The sequence below is a fragment of the Bradyrhizobium sp. SUTN9-2 genome, from assembly GCF_003122645.1.
Lineage (GTDB): Bacteria > Pseudomonadota > Alphaproteobacteria > Rhizobiales > Xanthobacteraceae > Bradyrhizobium > Bradyrhizobium yuanmingense.
This window is the reverse complement of the sequence record NZ_LAXE01000001.1, coordinates 1,057,005-1,072,473: the sequence shown is the minus strand read 5'-3', so window position 1 is coordinate 1,072,473 and position 15,469 is coordinate 1,057,005. Positions and strand designations below refer to the sequence as shown.

General features: G+C 65.8%; 10 protein-coding genes. 2 read left to right on the top strand and 8 right to left on the bottom strand.

The features are described from left to right. Window positions 1-49: 49 nt before the first annotated feature. The 5 genes from XF30_RS05005 to pcaF all read right to left on the bottom strand — a co-directional run bounded on the left by XF30_RS05005 (window position 50) and on the right by pcaF (window position 5,631). Window positions 50-1,738: a methyl-accepting chemotaxis protein gene (locus XF30_RS05005; protein ID WP_109142088.1), complete on the bottom strand. Its 1,689-nt coding sequence runs from the start codon at window positions 1,736-1,738 to the stop codon at window positions 50-52. Between the two features lie 263 nt (window positions 1,739-2,001). Next, window positions 2,002-2,604, bottom strand: a complete 603-nt coding sequence (gene pcaG, locus XF30_RS05000) for a protocatechuate 3,4-dioxygenase subunit alpha (RefSeq protein ID WP_109142087.1) — start codon at window positions 2,602-2,604, stop codon at window positions 2,002-2,004. After that, window positions 2,605-3,306 (bottom strand): protocatechuate 3,4-dioxygenase subunit beta, encoded by a 702-nt coding sequence (gene pcaH / locus XF30_RS04995; protein ID WP_109142086.1) that lies wholly within the window; start codon window positions 3,304-3,306, stop codon window positions 2,605-2,607. Window positions 3,307-3,429: 123 nt separating this feature from the next. After that, window positions 3,430-4,323, bottom strand: coding sequence for a dioxygenase family protein (locus XF30_RS04990; RefSeq protein ID WP_109142085.1), 894 nt, complete (start codon window positions 4,321-4,323; stop codon window positions 3,430-3,432). 99 nt (window positions 4,324-4,422) lie between these two features. Next, the gene (gene pcaF, locus XF30_RS04985; protein ID WP_109142084.1) at window positions 4,423-5,631 is read right to left on the bottom strand and encodes a 3-oxoadipyl-CoA thiolase; all 1,209 of its coding nucleotides are present in this window, start codon (window positions 5,629-5,631) and stop codon (window positions 4,423-4,425) included. Window positions 5,632-5,951: 320 nt separating this feature from the next. Between pcaF and mutS the strand changes: the two genes are divergently transcribed. Beyond that, window positions 5,952-8,690, top strand: a complete 2,739-nt coding sequence (gene mutS, locus XF30_RS04980; protein ID WP_109142083.1) for a DNA mismatch repair protein MutS — start codon at window positions 5,952-5,954, stop codon at window positions 8,688-8,690. A gap of 86 nt (window positions 8,691-8,776) precedes the next feature. Here mutS and XF30_RS04975 read toward each other — a convergent pair whose 3' ends face one another. From XF30_RS04975 to XF30_RS04965, 3 genes are all read right to left on the bottom strand, one after another. Then, on the bottom strand, window positions 8,777-10,453 hold the full coding sequence (locus XF30_RS04975) for a methyl-accepting chemotaxis protein (RefSeq protein ID WP_109142082.1): 1,677 nt from the start codon (window positions 10,451-10,453) through the stop codon (window positions 8,777-8,779). A gap of 366 nt (window positions 10,454-10,819) precedes the next feature. Continuing rightward, on the bottom strand, window positions 10,820-11,629 hold the full coding sequence (locus tag XF30_RS04970) for a hypothetical protein (protein ID WP_036002311.1): 810 nt from the start codon (window positions 11,627-11,629) through the stop codon (window positions 10,820-10,822). Between the two features lie 184 nt (window positions 11,630-11,813). Beyond that, window positions 11,814-12,323 (bottom strand): OsmC family protein, encoded by a 510-nt coding sequence (locus XF30_RS04965; RefSeq protein ID WP_109142081.1) that lies wholly within the window; start codon window positions 12,321-12,323, stop codon window positions 11,814-11,816. A 242-nt stretch (window positions 12,324-12,565) separates the two neighbouring features. On the opposite strand from XF30_RS04965, the gene XF30_RS04960 reads away from it, so the two are divergent. Next, entirely contained in the window at window positions 12,566-15,355 is a 2,790-nt protein-coding gene (locus tag XF30_RS04960) for a [protein-PII] uridylyltransferase (protein ID WP_109142080.1), read from the top strand. The last annotated feature ends 114 nt before the right edge of the window (window positions 15,356-15,469 follow it).

Genomic DNA, 15,469 nt, shown 5'->3' with positions numbered 1-15,469 from the left:
GCGTCATACTGCACGATCACATGCCCGGGCACCAGCGGCTGCCGCCGGCTCAGGCCGCGGCGGTCGAGTCGCGCACCGTCCGCACGACGATCGCGCGCAGTTGATCGAGATTGGCCGTCATCCCGGCGATCGCCTGCCTCACATCCGCGGCGCGCTGGTTGACGGAGGCGGCATCGCGGCTGACGTCGCCGATCTTGGCCGAGACCTCCTGTGCGGCGGAGGCCGATTCGGAAATCGACCGCATGATCTCCCGGGTCGCGGCATCCTGCTGTTCCATCGCGGCAGCGACCGATGTCGCCACGCCGTCGATCTCGATGATGTGGCCTCCCATAGCCTCAACGGCGTCCACCGCGGCCTGCGTCGAGGCCTGGATCTCTGCAATCAGCCGGCCGATCTCCTCGGTGGACTTGGCAGTCTGGTCGGACAGGGACTTCACCTCGGCGGCAACCACCGCGAAGCCGCGGCCGGCCTCGCCGGCGCGCGCCGCCTCGATCGTCGCGTTGAGCGCGAGGAGGTTGGTCTGGCCTGCGATGCCGCCGATGAGGTCGGAGACCTCCGCGATCTTCTTCACCGATCCGGCCAGCGCCTGAATGGTCGAACGCGCCTGCTCGCGGCCGGCGACGGCCGATTTGGTGACGGTGCTGGTCCGCGCGACCTGGCTGGTGATCTCGCGGATCGAGGCGCTCAACTCTTCGGCCGCAGCGGAGACGGCCTGCGAGCTGCCGAGCGCCTGGGTCGAGGCCGCCGCCACCGCCTGCGACTGCGCAGAGAGCGACTTTGCGATCTCAGAGAGGCCGGAGGCGGCTTGCTCCACGCCCTGCGTCGCCGCGGTCGCGGTATCGACCGAGCGGCCGGTCTCGCGCTCGACCGTTTCGGCCATCTGGTGCAGGGCGGAGCGCTTGGCGAGCGCCGCCGCCCGTTCCTGCCGCAACTGCTCCTCGCGCAGACGGGAGTTCTCGACCGCCGCCTGCTTGAACACCACAAGCGCACCCGCCATCGAGCCGACCTCGTCCTGGCGCTGCGCGAACGGAATCTCGGCGGCGAGATCGCCGGTCGCGAGCTTCTGCATCGTGTCCGTCATGCGCACGATCGGGCGCACCACGCCGAGGGCAACACCCAGCAGGCCGGCGGTAACGAAGGCGAGGACGGCGATGGAGACGCCGAGGAGGATATAGAGCATCGCGCTGTCGCGGTCCGCGGCCAGCTTCTCCATGGCGGCATTCCGCTTGTTGGCACTCTCGACGATACTGTCGATGACGGCGCGATGCGCGGTATAGGCCTCCTTGAGCTGCGCATAGACGCGCTCGGAAGCCGCCGCGTCCTTGGCCTTGAGGGCGGGCAGAAGCTGATCCGATGCCTTCCAGAATTTCTGCACCTCCGCATCGGATTTCGACACCAGCGCGGTCTTGAGGTCGGCCGAGAGGCTGGAGGAGACCCAGAACGCCTTGCGCTCGTCGTAGTCCTTGCGGAGCTGGACCAGACGCTCGCCGTGGGCCGCCAGCTGATCCGGCTCGCGCATGGCCAGCGTCGCCTCGAGATAGGCTTCGATGATGTATTCGGGCGGCGGCAGGATGTCGGCGATGAGGTCATTGCCGAGCTTGATGTCGGAATAGAGCGGACCGCCGACCTTGAGCTCTTTTAGGGCGTACAGGCTGGTGGAAACAACGGCGGCGAAACCAATGGCGAGAACGATGCCAAACGCGACGATCGCAGAGGACAAGGACAGACGAAATTTCATGAAACAATCCAGGTCGGCGTCGAAACTGCGGCCACCCTAGACGACTACGGTAAATACGGGATTGATTCGCGCCGGAATTGTATTTCACGAACCCCGCATGAATACGGAGATTAGGCGTCAAGTCATCGGTATTGAGTCAGCGAGGCTGACGCACAACCGCGCAAAATCAACGTTCGAGTCTGATGCGGCAACGCAGCACCGGCTCCGATGCGCCGAATGAGATATGTGTGCCGAGGAGCAGGCCTCCCCGGCACGCCCTGCCCTCATACGTCGAAGAACACCGTCTCGTTGTCGCCCTGCAGGTGCAGGTCGAGCCGGTAGACCGGCTTGCCGGCCTCGCGGACCGCAGTGAGCGTGGCGCGGCGGTCGGCAGGCACCAGCGCCAGCACTGGATCGGTGGCGTTGCCGGCCTCGTCGTTGAAATAGATGCGGGTGTAGAGATGCCTGAGCATGCCGCGGCCAAACACCGCAAGCAGGATGTGCGGCGCCTGCGGCTTGCCCTCGGGATCCGGCACCACACCCGGTCTGATGGTCTCGAAGGAATAGTTGCCGTCCTTGTCGGTGCCGCAGCGGGCAAAGCCGCGGAAGCTCGCATTCGGCAGCGCGCGCTTGTCCTGGGGATCGGCGAAGCGGCCCTGCGCATCCGCCTGCCAGATCTCCAGCATGCAATCGGGGACGGCCACGCCGTCGCCATCGAACACCCGGCCCTCGATGCGGATGCGATCGCCGGTGACATCGGGCGTCAGCGTCGAATTGGTGAACGCGTCGTTCCAGGCGTACTCGCCGGTCGGCGTCAGGCCGTATTTGAAGAACGGACCGACCGTCTGCGATGGGGTGATCCCGTCGGGCTTCGCGGACTCTTGCACTTAATGGTTCTCCATGGGGGTGGCGTCCTTGCCGCGCAGCACGATGTCGAAGCGGTAGCACAGCGCCCATTCGGGCTGGGTATTCTCCAAGTCGAACGACGAGACCATCCGCGCCCGCGCCTTCTCGTCCGGCACCGAGTTGAAGATCGGGTCGAACGGGAACAAGGGGTCGTTCGGGAAATACATCTGCGTCACCAGGCGCGTGACGAAGGAATGGCCGAACACCGACAGATGGATGTGCGCTGGACGCCAGGCATTGTGGTGATTGCCCCAAGGGTAGGCGCCAGGCTTGATCGTCACGAAGCGATAATAGCCGGACGCATCGCTCACGGTGCGGCCCGCGCCGGTGAAATTCGGATCGAGCGGCGCCGGATGCTGATCACGGACGTGGACATAACGGCCGCAGGAATTGGCCTGCCATATCTCGACGAGCGAGTTCGGCACGCCGCGGCCGTCCTCGTCGCGCACATGGCCATGCACGATGATGCGCTCGCCGAGCGGCTCGCCCGCGTGCTGGCGGGTGAGGTCGTTGTCGCCCTCGCGCACGGTCTCGTGGCCGTAGACCGGCCCGGTCAGCTCCGACAGCGTATGGGGCATCGGAATCAAGGGCTTGTTCGGCGCGCGCTTGATCGAGCTCTTGTAGTCGGGCGACAGCGGCAGCGGATGCGCCGCGTTGCTGCCGGTGGGATAGATGAATGTCATTGGCGAACTCCTCCCCGGCCGTTTTCGGTCCGGCCAGTCAACTCTTCCGCCAATCATTATAGGATATAACTAATTTGGGAAAGCCGGTTTGGCGGCGTTCCCGCGCATGGCAGCCGGCCGCTGCTACCTGATCGGCGCACGCGGAAGCACGGCCTCTCCGGCCTCGAGCCGGTAGGTATGGTCGAGCGAATGCCAAGGCACGGTGGCGTCCTTCGCCGTCGGATGCGGCGTATCGTGGCGCACGAACTTGCCGATCAGCGCCTGCGTCACACCGAACTGCACGTCGCTGTCGATATGGGGGTCGCTGGGATCATAGACCTGCGAGATCAGCACCTTGAATCCCGGCTTGAAGATCAGGGCATGCAGATGCGCGGGACGATAGGGGTGGCGGGCCTGCGCCGCGAGCAGGCGGCCGACGACACCATCGGTCGGAATGGGATAGCCGACCATCATCACCGAGCGGAAGGAAAAGCGCCCGTCAGAATCGGTCGTGAACTTGCCGCGCAGGTTCATGTCGGCCTGCTCGGGGTCCTGGTTCTCGTAGAGGCCGACCGGCGAGGCGTGCCAGACATCGACCTCGGCACCGGCGACCGGCCGGCCGTCCTTATCGACGACGCGGCCGCTGACGAACAGCGTGGCTCCCGGTGTCTGCGAGCGCACGATCGATCCGCCATTCTCGACCCGGGGCGAATTCAACCGCCAGAACGGGCCGAGCAATGATTGATCGGTCTCCGTATTGCCCTGATCGCCGTTGTTGAGCAGGCACACCAGCGAGGAGACGCCGAGCGACCCCGCCATCAGCACGACTTCGTTATGCGTGTCGGTGGTCAGCTTGCCGAGCTCGGCCACGATCGCCGCGGCGTCGCGGAACTCCTTCTCGGTCAGCCTGACATCGCGGACGAAGGCGTGCAAATGCTTGACCAGGGAGACCATGATCTCGCGCAGCCGAGGATCGGATGTCCGCTCCATTACCGCGAGGGCCGCGGCCGTGACGTCCTTTTCGCGCTCGATGATCACAGGTATTTTCTCCCTGTCTTTCCGGGACGCGAGAGAAATGAGCGAGCCCGGGATCTTCGCCTCTCCCCGCGAAGAGCGGGGAGCGGCGAAGGAGAGAGTTCAATTCAGCTTCTCGATCGCAACCGCGACGCCCTGGCCGACGCCGACGCACATGGTGGCGAGTGCGAGCTTGCCGCCGCGCTTCTCCATGCCGTGCACGGCGGTGAGCGCGAGGCGAGCACCGCTCATGCCGAGCGGATGGCCAAGCGCGATGGCACCGCCATGCGGATTAACGAAATCGGCGTCATCGGCGACGCCGAGCTGGCGCATGCAGGCGATGCCCTGCGAAGCGAAAGCTTCGTTCAGCTCGATCAGGTCGAAATCGCTGATCTTCTTAGCCAGCCGTTCCATCAGCTTGCGGGTCGCCGGCACCGGGCCGATACCCATGATCCGCGGCGGCACGCCGGCCGAGGCGAGCCCGAGGATGCGGGCTCGCGGCGTCAGGCCGTGCTTCCTGACCGCGGCTTCCGAGGCCAGGATCATGGCGGCGGCGCCGTCATTGACGCCGGAGGCGTTGCCGGCCGTGACGGTGCCGGGATTGCGCACGATCGGCTTCAGTTTTGCCAAACCTTCCAGCGTGGTCTCAGGACGCGGATGCTCGTCCTTGTCGATGGTGATCGGGCCGGCCTTGCCGCCGGGAATGATGATGGGCGTGATTTCTTCCGCGAAATAGCCGGCGGCAATCGCTGCGCCTGCGCGCTGCTGCGAGCGGATGGCGAAGGCGTCCTGGTCCGCGCGCGAGACCTGGAACTCCTCGGCGACGTTCTCGCCGGTCTCCGGCATCGCATCGACGCCATACTGCGCCTTCAGCAGCGGATTGATGAAGCGCCAGCCGATCGTGGTGTCGAAGATTTCGGCCGAGCGCGAGAAGGCTTCCTGCGCCTTGCCCATCACGAAGGGCGCGCGGGTCATCGATTCGACGCCGCCGGCAATCGCGAGATCGATCTCGCCGGAACGAATGGCGCGGCCCGCGGCGCCGACCGCATCGAGGCCCGAGGCGCAGAGCCGGTTCAGAGTCTGGCCGGGAACCGAATCCGGCAGGCCCGCCAGCAGCAGCGCCATGCGCGCGACGTTGCGATTGTCCTCGCCGGCCTGGTTGGCGCAGCCGAAGAACACCTCGTCCACCTGTGCCCAATCGAGATTGGGGTGCTTGGCCATCAGCGCCTTGATCGGGGCGGCGGCGAGATCGTCGGCGCGCACCTTGGCGAGCGAGCCGCCGAAACGGCCGATCGGGGTCCGCACGGCATCGCAGATAAAGACGTCACGCATCGTTGTTCTCCCTGAATGCCGCGATCCGGCCAAATTCTTCAATGTCGGCGGAGTTTTAGGAGGGCGCCCGCGGCAGGTCAATTGACGGTTTCGCGGAGCAGACGTCATTCCGGGGCGCGCCATTTGGCGCAAACCCGGAATCCATTTGTCGGCGTGACGTGCGGCCCGATGGATTCGGGGCCTGCGCCGTTCCGGCGCATCCCGGAATGACGGCGGAAAATGTGGCAGCCGCATGCGCTACACGGACAACGTGGAAAACCTTCGCTTCCCCGGCAAAGCAAATAGGAGCAGGTGCCGAAATTTTGTAGGTTGCGCCGCCCATGACGATGCAACAGCCGATACAAGTTCCGCCCGCCGATGACACGCCCGCGCCGCAGGCCGAGGCTGCCGCGCGCGTCACGCCGATGATGGAGCAGTATCTGGAGATCAAGGCGGCGCATCAGGGCTTGCTGCTGTTCTACCGGATGGGCGACTTCTACGAGCTGTTCTTCGAGGATGCCGAGATCGCCTCGAGGACGCTCGGCATCGTCCTGACCAAGCGCGGCAAGCACCAGGGCGCGGATATCCCGATGTGCGGCGTGCCGGTCGAGCGCTCAGAGGATTATCTGCATCGTCTCATCAGCGCCGGGCATCGGGTCGCGGTCTGCGAGCAGACCGAGGATCCTGCCGCGGCGAAAGCGCGCGGCAACAAGAGCGTGGTACGCCGCGGCGTGGTGCGGCTGGTGACGCCGGGCACGCTGACCGAGGACACGCTGCTGGATGCACGTGCCAATAATTACCTGCTGGCGATCGCGCGCGCCCGCTCCTCCGCCGGCGGCGACCGCTTCGGCCTTGCCTGGATCGACATCTCGACGGCCGAATTCATGGTCACCGAGGTCTCGGGCGGCGAGCTCGCCGCGACGCTGGCGCGCATCAACCCGAACGAGGCGATCGTCACCGACGCGCTCTTTGGCGACAACGAGCTCGGCCAGACCTTGCGCGAGCTGCCGGCGGTGACACCGCTGACTCGCGACGTCTTCGACGGCGCCACCGCCGAGAAGCGGCTCTGCGACTACTTTGCCGTCGCGACCATGGACGGGCTCGCGCAGCTGACGCGACTGGAGGCCACCGCGGCGGCCGCCGCCGTCACCTATGTCGACCGCACCCAGGTCGGCAAGCATCCGCCGCTCTCGCCGCCCGCGCGCGAAGCCTCGGGTGCGACCATGGCGATCGATCCGGCGACGCGCGCCAATCTCGAGCTGACGCGGACGCTCGCCGGCGAACGCCGCGGCTCGCTGCTCGACGCGATCGACTGCACCGTGACCTCGGCAGGCTCCCGCCTGCTGGCGCAGCGTCTGGCGGCGCCGCTGACCGATGCGCCGGCGATCGCGCGGCGGCTAGACGCGGTCAGCACCTTCGTGGCCGATTCCGCCGCGCGCGAGGACATCCGCAGCATCCTGCGCGGCGCGCCCGACATGTCGCGCGCTCTGGCCAGACTCTCGGTCGGCCGCGGCGGGCCGCGCGACCTCGCCGGCATCCGCGACGGCATCATCGCCGCCGACCAGGTGCTGACGCGGCTCGCCGAACTGGATCAGCCGCCGCAGGAAATCGCGGCGGTGATGGCGGCGCTGCAAAGGCCGTCGCGCGCGCTCGCAGCCGAGTTCGCCAGCGCGCTCGACGAGCAGCTGCCGCTGATCAAGCGCGACGGCGGCTTCGTGCGCCAGGGCTACGCGCCCGCGCTGGACGAAGCGCGAAACCTGCGCGATGCCTCGCGTCTGGTCGTGGCCTCGATGCAGGCCCGTTACGCCGACCAAACCGGCGTGAAGGGTCTCAAGATCCGGCACAACAACGTGCTCGGCTATTTCGTCGAGGTCACCGCCCAGCACGGCGACAAGCTGATGTCGCCGCCGCTGAACGCGACCTTCATCCATCGCCAGACGCTGGCGGGACAGGTGCGCTTCACCACCGCCGAGTTAGGGGAGATCGAGGCCAAGATCGCCAATGCCGGCGACCGCGCGCTCGGCCTCGAGCTCGAGATCTTCGAGCGGCTCTGCGGCAAGGCGCTCGCGATCAGCGACGATCTGCGCGCCGCGGCGCAAGGCTTTGCGCTGCTCGACGTCGCGACGTCACTGGCCAAGCTCGCCGTGGACGAGAACTATGTGCGGCCCGAGGTCGACGGTTCGCTCAGCTTTGCGATCGAGGCCGGCCGCCACCCCGTGGTCGAGCAGGCGCTCAAGCGCAACGGCGAGCCGTTCATCGCCAATGCCTGCGACCTCTCTCCCGCGCCGGCGCAGAAGTCAGGCCAGCTCTGGCTGCTCACCGGTCCCAACATGGCCGGTAAATCGACCTTCCTGCGCCAGAACGCGCTGATCGCCTTGATGGCCCAGATCGGCAGCTTCGTGCCGGCGACGCGCGCGCGGATCGGCATCGTCGACCGCCTGTTCTCGCGCGTCGGCGCCGCCGATGATCTCGCCCGCGGCCGCTCCACCTTCATGGTGGAGATGGTCGAGACCGCGGCGATCCTGAACCAGGCCGGCGAGCGCTCGCTCGTCATCCTCGATGAGATCGGCCGCGGCACCGCGACCTTCGACGGCCTCTCGATCGCCTGGGCCGCGATCGAGCATCTGCACGAGAGCAACCGCTGCCGAACCTTGTTCGCGACGCATTATCACGAGCTGACCGCGCTCGCGGCAAAACTGCCGCGGATGTTCAACGCCACGGTGCGGGTGAAGGAATGGCAGGGCAACGTCGTGTTCCTGCACGAGGTGCTGCCGGGCTCGGCCGACCGCTCCTACGGCATCCAGGTGGCGAAACTCGCCGGCCTGCCGCCGGCGGTGATCACGCGCGCCAAATCGGTGCTGTCCAAGCTGGAGGCGCAGGACCGCGGCCAGACCGCACGAGCCCTGGTGGACGATCTGCCGCTGTTCGCTGTCCCTTCGCGCGCCGCCACTGAAGCCGCGCCGCCGAGCGAAGCGGAGCTGCTGATGGAGGCGGTGAAGGCGCTGCACCCCGACGAGATGTCGCCGCGCGAGGCGCTCGATGCTCTGTATGCGCTGAAGGCGAAACTGCCGAAATCGTAGAGGCGTCGTAGCCCGGATGAGCGAAGCGACATCGGGGGACGCATGTCCCGCATTTCGCTGCGCTCATGCGGGCTACAAATTCGACGCTACGCCCTCGCCGCGATCGCCGCGGCTTCCGCGGCGGCGCGCTGCATGCTGGTCGACATCTCGTTGGTCACCGTGCTCTGCTCCTCGATCGCGGCGGCGGTCGAGGTCACGTACTCGCTGACATTGTTGATCGCCTGCTTGATCGAGCCGAGCGCGCTGACGACGTCGCCGGAGATGCTGTTGAGGCTGCCGATCTCCTGGCCGATCTTGTCGGTCGCCTGCTTGGCCTGGTTGGCGAGGCTCTTGACCTCGGAAGCGACCACCGCGAAGCCGCGGCCGGCCTCGCCCGCGCGCGCCGATTCGATCGTGGCGTTGAGCGCGAGCAGGTTGATCTGCCCAGTGATGTTGTTGATCATCTCGACGATGCCGCTCATCGCCTGCGCGGCCTCGGTGAGGCGCTGGGCCTGCGCGTCGGCGGCGCCGACCTGCTCGACCGCGCCCATCGCGGTCTCGCGCGACTTGGTCATGGCCTCGGAGATCTCCCGCACCGAGGCGTTGAGCTCCTCCGAGCCGGCGGCGACCGATTCCATCATGCCCCGCACGCGCTCGTTGCCCATGCGGACCAGGACCTGCTTGGTGACGTCGGTGGCGTATTTCACGACCTTGAACGGCTTGCCGTTGAGGTCGAGGATCGGATTGTAGGAGGCCTGGATGTAGACCTCCTTGCCGCCCTTGCCGATGCGCTTGTACTCCGCCGCCTGGTACTCGCCACGATTGAGCGCGGCCCAGAACTCGCGATAGCCGGCACCGTCGCGCTCGGAGGGCTCGACGAACATGCTGTGGTGGCGGCCCTTTATCTCGGCCAGCGAATAGCCGAGCGCGCCGAGGAAGTTGGCGTTGGCGGTGATGATCGTGCCGTCCATGTTGAACTCGATCACGGCCTGGGCCTTGTCGATCGCCGCGATCTGGCCGGCGAGATCGGCATTCTTCAGCTTCTCCGCGGTGACGTCGGTCGCGAACTTGACCACGCCGTACGGCTTGCCGTTTTCGTCGAGCAACGGATTGTAGGAGGCAAGGATCCAGACCTCGCGGCCGCCCTTGCCGATCCGCTTGAACTCGCCAGCTTGGTATTCGCCGCGGTTGAGCGCGGCCCAGAATTCGCGATAGGCCGGGCTGTTTCGGTCGGCCTCGGCCACGAACAGGCTGTGATGCTTGCCCTTGATCTCGTCGAGCGAATAGCCGAGCGCCTTGCAGAAATTCTCGTTGGCCGAGAGGATGGTGCCGTCGAGCTTGAACTCGATGACGGCCTGGGCGCGGCTGATGGCAGCGATCTTGGAGGCGTCCGTCATGCTGCGGATCTTCTTCTCGGTGATGTCGGTCGCAATCTTGGCGATCATCACCGTCTTGCCGTTGCCGTCGAGCACCGGATTGTAGGATGCTTCGATCCAGACCTCGCGGCCGTCTTTCGCGATCCGCTTGAACTCGCGCGCCTGATACTCGCCACGGTTCAATGCGGCCCAAAACGCCTTGTACTCGGCGCTGTCGCGCTGGTCGGCCGGCACGAACATCGAGTGATGCTTGCCCTGGATCTCCTCGAGCCGGTAGCCGAGTGCGTCGAGAAAATTCTTGTTGGCCGTGATGATCGTCCCATCAAGATTGAATTCGATCATCGCCTGCGAACGGCCGATGGCATCGAGCCGCGATTGTGCATCAGTGTGGAATTTACGGCCGAACATCAGGAAATCTCCATCTCGAATTGAGCCGAAGGGGGATATGCTCGTCAGTATCGAGGAACTGATCGCGCAGCAGTGCTGACATATTCCAATCTGCGTCTCCCCCAGATCCGATTGGAAGGTCCGTCGCGATGGTCGGACAGCAACGAAGCGGGCGAGCAGCCTGATTCTTTACGGCAAAAGCTCGAACAAAGTTCTAATTTTACTGTCGGGAATTCGACGGGGGTTATCAGCATGTCAGCGCGAGGAGCCGCTGGAGCTCACACCGGAACAGTACGGCAGGACTTGAAATGATGGCGCTCATTCAACGGTTGATCCGAGCGGGCCACATCGGCTTCTCGCGACGTCGCGTCGCGCATATCCGTAGTCTCACGGCATCGGCCGCGTGCGGCGCAAGGCGCGCCGTCCTATTCTCCACAGCGTCAGATTCCATGCCACGCAAGTTGCGAGCGCGAGGCACAAGCCGGCGGCGGAGCCGAACCACACGACTGCAACGTGCAGGACCGCAATCGCCATGCCAAATCCGAGCAGGCCCCAGGCGGAGTTGGCGAGCACGGCAGCGGTCGGCGGTCCACCGATGCGCGGATGCAGGATGACCATGATGCTGGAGAACACCACGGGAAAGAGTGCAATGATGCCGCTGATGCGCGGGCCGACCCAACTCGATGTCGAAACCACGATGGCGACAAGGGTCGCAACCAGCGCAGCGCGCATCGGCACATCGTACCAGCGGCGCGTCACCAGCGGCATCTTCGCATGGCGATAGCGCGCGAGCAGTGGAATGCAGATGCCGAACGCGATCAGATTGGCGGCGAGCCCCGCGGCGAGCGACCAGTCGAACTGGCGGATGATCGAGGCCATCCCGATCCATACCGCGAAAGCGCTTCCGCAGCTCACCACGAGAGTGTGCCGCTGCGACAGCACAACGTAAGTGAGGCACATCAAGATCGTTGCCGCATTGACCGGCAGGCTCGCCAGCGCGCCCTGGGCGACGAACGCGGCGTCATGATCGATCGCAAGGAAGACGTAGGACGGCCCGGCCGAGACCGGCAGGGTCGCGATCAGCGCGCCGATCACGGGTCCCGAGCGTTCGGTGATGATCGATGCCGTCACCACGAACGCCGCCGCGATCGCCATGCGCAGGAGCAGGAAGAGGAGGAAGTGGAGGTCGAGGGACATTTTATCTGTCATTCCGGGGCGCGCGAAGCGCGAGCCCGGAATCCATAACCACAGGCCATGGTGGCTTAAGAGCTAGGAGCAACGACCGTCCGAAAATCCCGACGGCCGGGGATTATGGGTCCCGGGCTCGCGCCAAGCGGCGCGTCCCGGGACGACACCAATCGGTGGAATGACGACCTGCGTCTTACATCCTTTGCATCGACACCGAAACCCTCGGGCCGTTCTTGATGGTCTGATAGACCACGCAATACCGCTCGGTGAGCTTGAGCAGCAGATCGAGCTTGTCCTGCGGCGCTGACGTGTCGACCTCGAAGCGCAGGCGGATCTCGGCGAAGCCGACCGGGGTCTCCTTGTCGATGCCGAGCGTGCCGCGGAAATCGAGATCGCCCTCGGCGTAGACGTTGCCGGTCTTCAAGGGCACCTCGATCGCGGTCGCGACCGATTTCAGCGTGACGCCGGCACAGGCGACCAGGGCTTCGAGCAGCATGTCGCCGGAGCAAAGCTCGAGGCCGGAACCGCCTGTGCCCGGATGCAGGCCGGCCATCGCGATAGCGCGGCCGGTCTCGACCTTGCACGCAATGCCTTCGCTATCGGTGGAGCCCTTGGCCTTCAGCGTGATCAGCGCAGCCTTGGGATCGGTCTTGTAGCGCTCCTTGATCGGGGCCTGCATCTGGCGCAGCTCTGCAGCGTCCATCTTGTTCTCTCCCGGGGATATCGACGTGCGGTATAGAGCGCGATTGGTTTTGTGTCAGCCCATGATTGGTGGAGGCAGTCATGACCAGCCGGGATCCAGGAGAAAAATCTGAGCACATTCATGACGTTACCCCAGGCGCCGATATCGGTATCGAAGCCGATTCATCTGCATGGCGAAACTCGCCGGTCGTCCCTTGCGAATGTCTCGTGACAGCGCCTGTCACCTCTTATATCCGGTAAGATATGGACAGCGTCGCGACTGAGCAGAAGCCACAGGTGGACGAGCGCTTCGATACCGCGCGGATCACCGCCGCGGTCGATGCGCTTGCCGAGAAGCACGAGGGGCGCGAGGACGCGTTCCGCACGGCGATGGCGCTATTGCTCAAGGCGGAGCTGATCGCGGCGCGCGCCGCCGCCCAGGCGATCCTTCTGAAGGACCGCCACGGCCGCCGCTGCGCCGAGCGGCTGTGCCACGTGCAGGACGAGATCATTCGCATCCTGTATTCGGCCGCGACGCGCCATCTCTACCGCTCGCCGATCCCGAGCGGCGCCGAGCGCATGGCGGTGGTGGCGACCGGCGGCTACGGCCGCGGCCTGATGGCGCCGGAATCGGACATCGATCTGCTCTTCATCCTGCCCTACAAGCAGACCGCCTGGGGCGAGCAGGTCGCCGAAGCGATCCTCTATTGCCTCTGGGACATGGGGTTGAAGGTCGGCCACGCCACGCGATCGGTCGATGAATCGATCCGGCAGGCGCGCGGCGACATGACCATCCGGACCGCGATCCTGGAGACGCGTTTCCTGACCGGCGACAAGCCGCTCTACGACGAGCTGGTCGAGCGCTTCGACAAGGAAGTGGTGCAGGGCACCGCGTCCGAATTCGTCACCGCAAAGCTCGCCGAGCGCGAGGAGCGCCACCGCCGCGGCGGCCAGTCGCGTTATCTGGTCGAGCCCAACGTCAAGGACGGCAAGGGGGCCTTGCGCGACCTGCACACACTGTTCTGGATCGCCAAATACGTCTACCGCGTCCGCGACACCCACGAGCTGGTCGGGCGCGGCGTGTTCGACGCGCAGGAATATCGCACCTTCCGCCGCTGCGCCGACTTCCTCTGGTCGGTGCGCTGCAATCTGCATTTCTACTCTGGTCGCGCCGAGGAGCGCCTCTCCTTCGATCTCCAGCGCGAGATCGCGATACGTCTCGGCTACACCTCGCATCCGGGCATGCAGGACGTCGAGCGCTTCATGAAGCACTACTTCCTGGTCGCCAAGGAAGTCGGCAACCTCACCGCCATCCTCTGCGCCAAGCTCGAGGACCAGCAGGCCAAGCCCGCGCCGGTGCTGAGCCGGGTGATGGCGCGGCTGCGACCGAGCGCAGTGAAGCGGCGCGTCCCCGACAGCGACGACTTCATCGTCGACAACAACCGCATCAATGTTGCCGCGCCCGACGTGTTCAAGCACGACCCGGTCAATCTGATCCGCATCTTCCGCCTCGCGCAGAAGAACAACCTTGCCTTCCATCCGGATGCGATGCGCGACGTGACGCGCTCGCTCGGCCTGATCAATGCGGGCTTGCGCGAAAATCCCGAGGCCAACCGGCTGTTCATGGAGATCCTGACCTCGGACAATGCCGAGATCGTGCTGCGGCGGATGAACGAGACCGGCGTGCTCGGTCACTTCATCCGCGCCTTCGGCAAGATCGTCTCGATGATGCAGTTCAACATGTATCATCACTACACCGTCGACGAGCACCTGATCCGCTGCATCGGCTTCCTCCAGGACATCGAGCGCGGCGGCATCGAGGAGTTCGCGCTGGCGAGCGACCTGTTCCGCAAGATCCGGCCCGAGCACCGCGCGGTGATCTACATCGCAACGCTGCTGCACGACGTCGCCAAGGGCCGTCCCGAGGACCACTCCATCGCCGGCGCCAAGGTGGCGCGGCGGCTCTGCCCGCGGCTCGGCTTCAGCCCGGCCGACACCGAGCTCGTGGCCTGGCTGATCGAGGAGCACCTGACGATGTCCACGGTCGCGCAGTCGCGCGACCTCTCCGATCGCAAGACCATCGAGAATTTCGCTGCCGTGGTGCAGTCTGTGGAGCAGATGAAGCTCTTGACCATCCTGACCACCGCCGACATCCGCGGGGTCGGCCCTGGCGTGTGGAACGGCTGGAAGGCGCAGCTCTTGCGCTCGCTATACTACGAGACCGAGCCGGTGCTGACCGGCGGCTTCTCAGAGGTCGACCGCGGCAAGCGCCTCGCCGCTGCGCACGCCGAATTCCGCATGGCCTTCGCCGAATGGCCGAACGACGAGCTCGACGCCTATATCGGCCGGCACTATCCGGCCTACTGGCTCAAGGTCGAGCTGCCGCGCAAGATCCGGCACGCCCGCTTCGTCCGCTCCAGCGAGCAGGCCGGCCACAAGCTCGCGATCAATGTCGGTTTCGACGAGGTGCGCGGCGTCACCGAGCTGACGATCTTCGCCGCCGACCATCCCTGGCTGCTGTCGATCATCGCGGGCGCCTGCGCCTCGGCCGGCGCCAACATCGTCGACGCCCAGATCTACACCACGACCGACGGCCGCGCGCTCGACACCATCTCGATCTCGCGCGAGTACGACCGCGACGAGGACGAGGGACGGCGCGCCACGCGCATCGGCGAGATGATCGAGGACGTGCTGGAGGGCAAGCTGCGCCTGCCGGAAGTGGTGGCGCGGCGCACCGTGCGCAGCAAGGCGAAGCCTTTCGTGATCGAACCAGAGGTGACGATCAACAACCAATGGTCCGATCGCTACACCGTGATCGAGGTCTCCGGGCTCGACCGGCCCGGCCTGCTCTACGAGCTGACCACCGCGATCTCCAAGCTCAATCTCAACATCGCCTCGGCCCATGTCGCGACCTTCGGCGAGCGCGCGCGCGACGTGTTCTACGTCACCGACCTGCTGGGCGCCCAGATCAACGCGCCGACGCGCCAGGCCGCGATCAAGAGCGCGCTGACCCATGTGATGGCCGGCGACAAGGCGGTGCAGCCGGCGGCGTAGGACGCTCGGGGGATTCTCTCCACTCGTCATTCCGGGGCGCCGCGTAGCGGCGAACCCGGAATCCATTTATCGGTACCGTCGGTGTCGCCCGATGGATTCCGGGTTCGCGCTACG

What these genes read in the sequence shown, in the direction of transcription:
- pcaF (WP_109142084.1), bottom strand. Translation starts at nt 5,631, where the DNA reads ATGCGTGACGTCTTTATCTGCGATGCCGTGCGGACCCCGATCGGCCGT.
- XF30_RS04965 (WP_109142081.1), bottom strand. Translation starts at nt 12,323, where the DNA reads ATGGACGCTGCAGAGCTGCGCCAGATGCAGGCCCCGATCAAGGAGCGC.
- XF30_RS04970 (WP_036002311.1), bottom strand. Translation starts at nt 11,629, where the DNA reads ATGTCCCTCGACCTCCACTTCCTCCTCTTCCTGCTCCTGCGCATGGCG.
- XF30_RS04960 (WP_109142080.1), top strand. Translation starts at nt 12,566, where the DNA reads ATGGACAGCGTCGCGACTGAGCAGAAGCCACAGGTGGACGAGCGCTTC.
- pcaH (WP_109142086.1), bottom strand. Translation starts at nt 3,306, where the DNA reads ATGACATTCATCTATCCCACCGGCAGCAACGCGGCGCATCCGCTGCCG.
- XF30_RS04975 (WP_109142082.1), bottom strand. Translation starts at nt 10,453, where the DNA reads ATGTTCGGCCGTAAATTCCACACTGATGCACAATCGCGGCTCGATGCC.
- mutS (WP_109142083.1), top strand. Translation starts at nt 5,952, where the DNA reads ATGACGATGCAACAGCCGATACAAGTTCCGCCCGCCGATGACACGCCC.
- XF30_RS05005 (WP_109142088.1), bottom strand. Translation starts at nt 1,738, where the DNA reads ATGAAATTTCGTCTGTCCTTGTCCTCTGCGATCGTCGCGTTTGGCATC.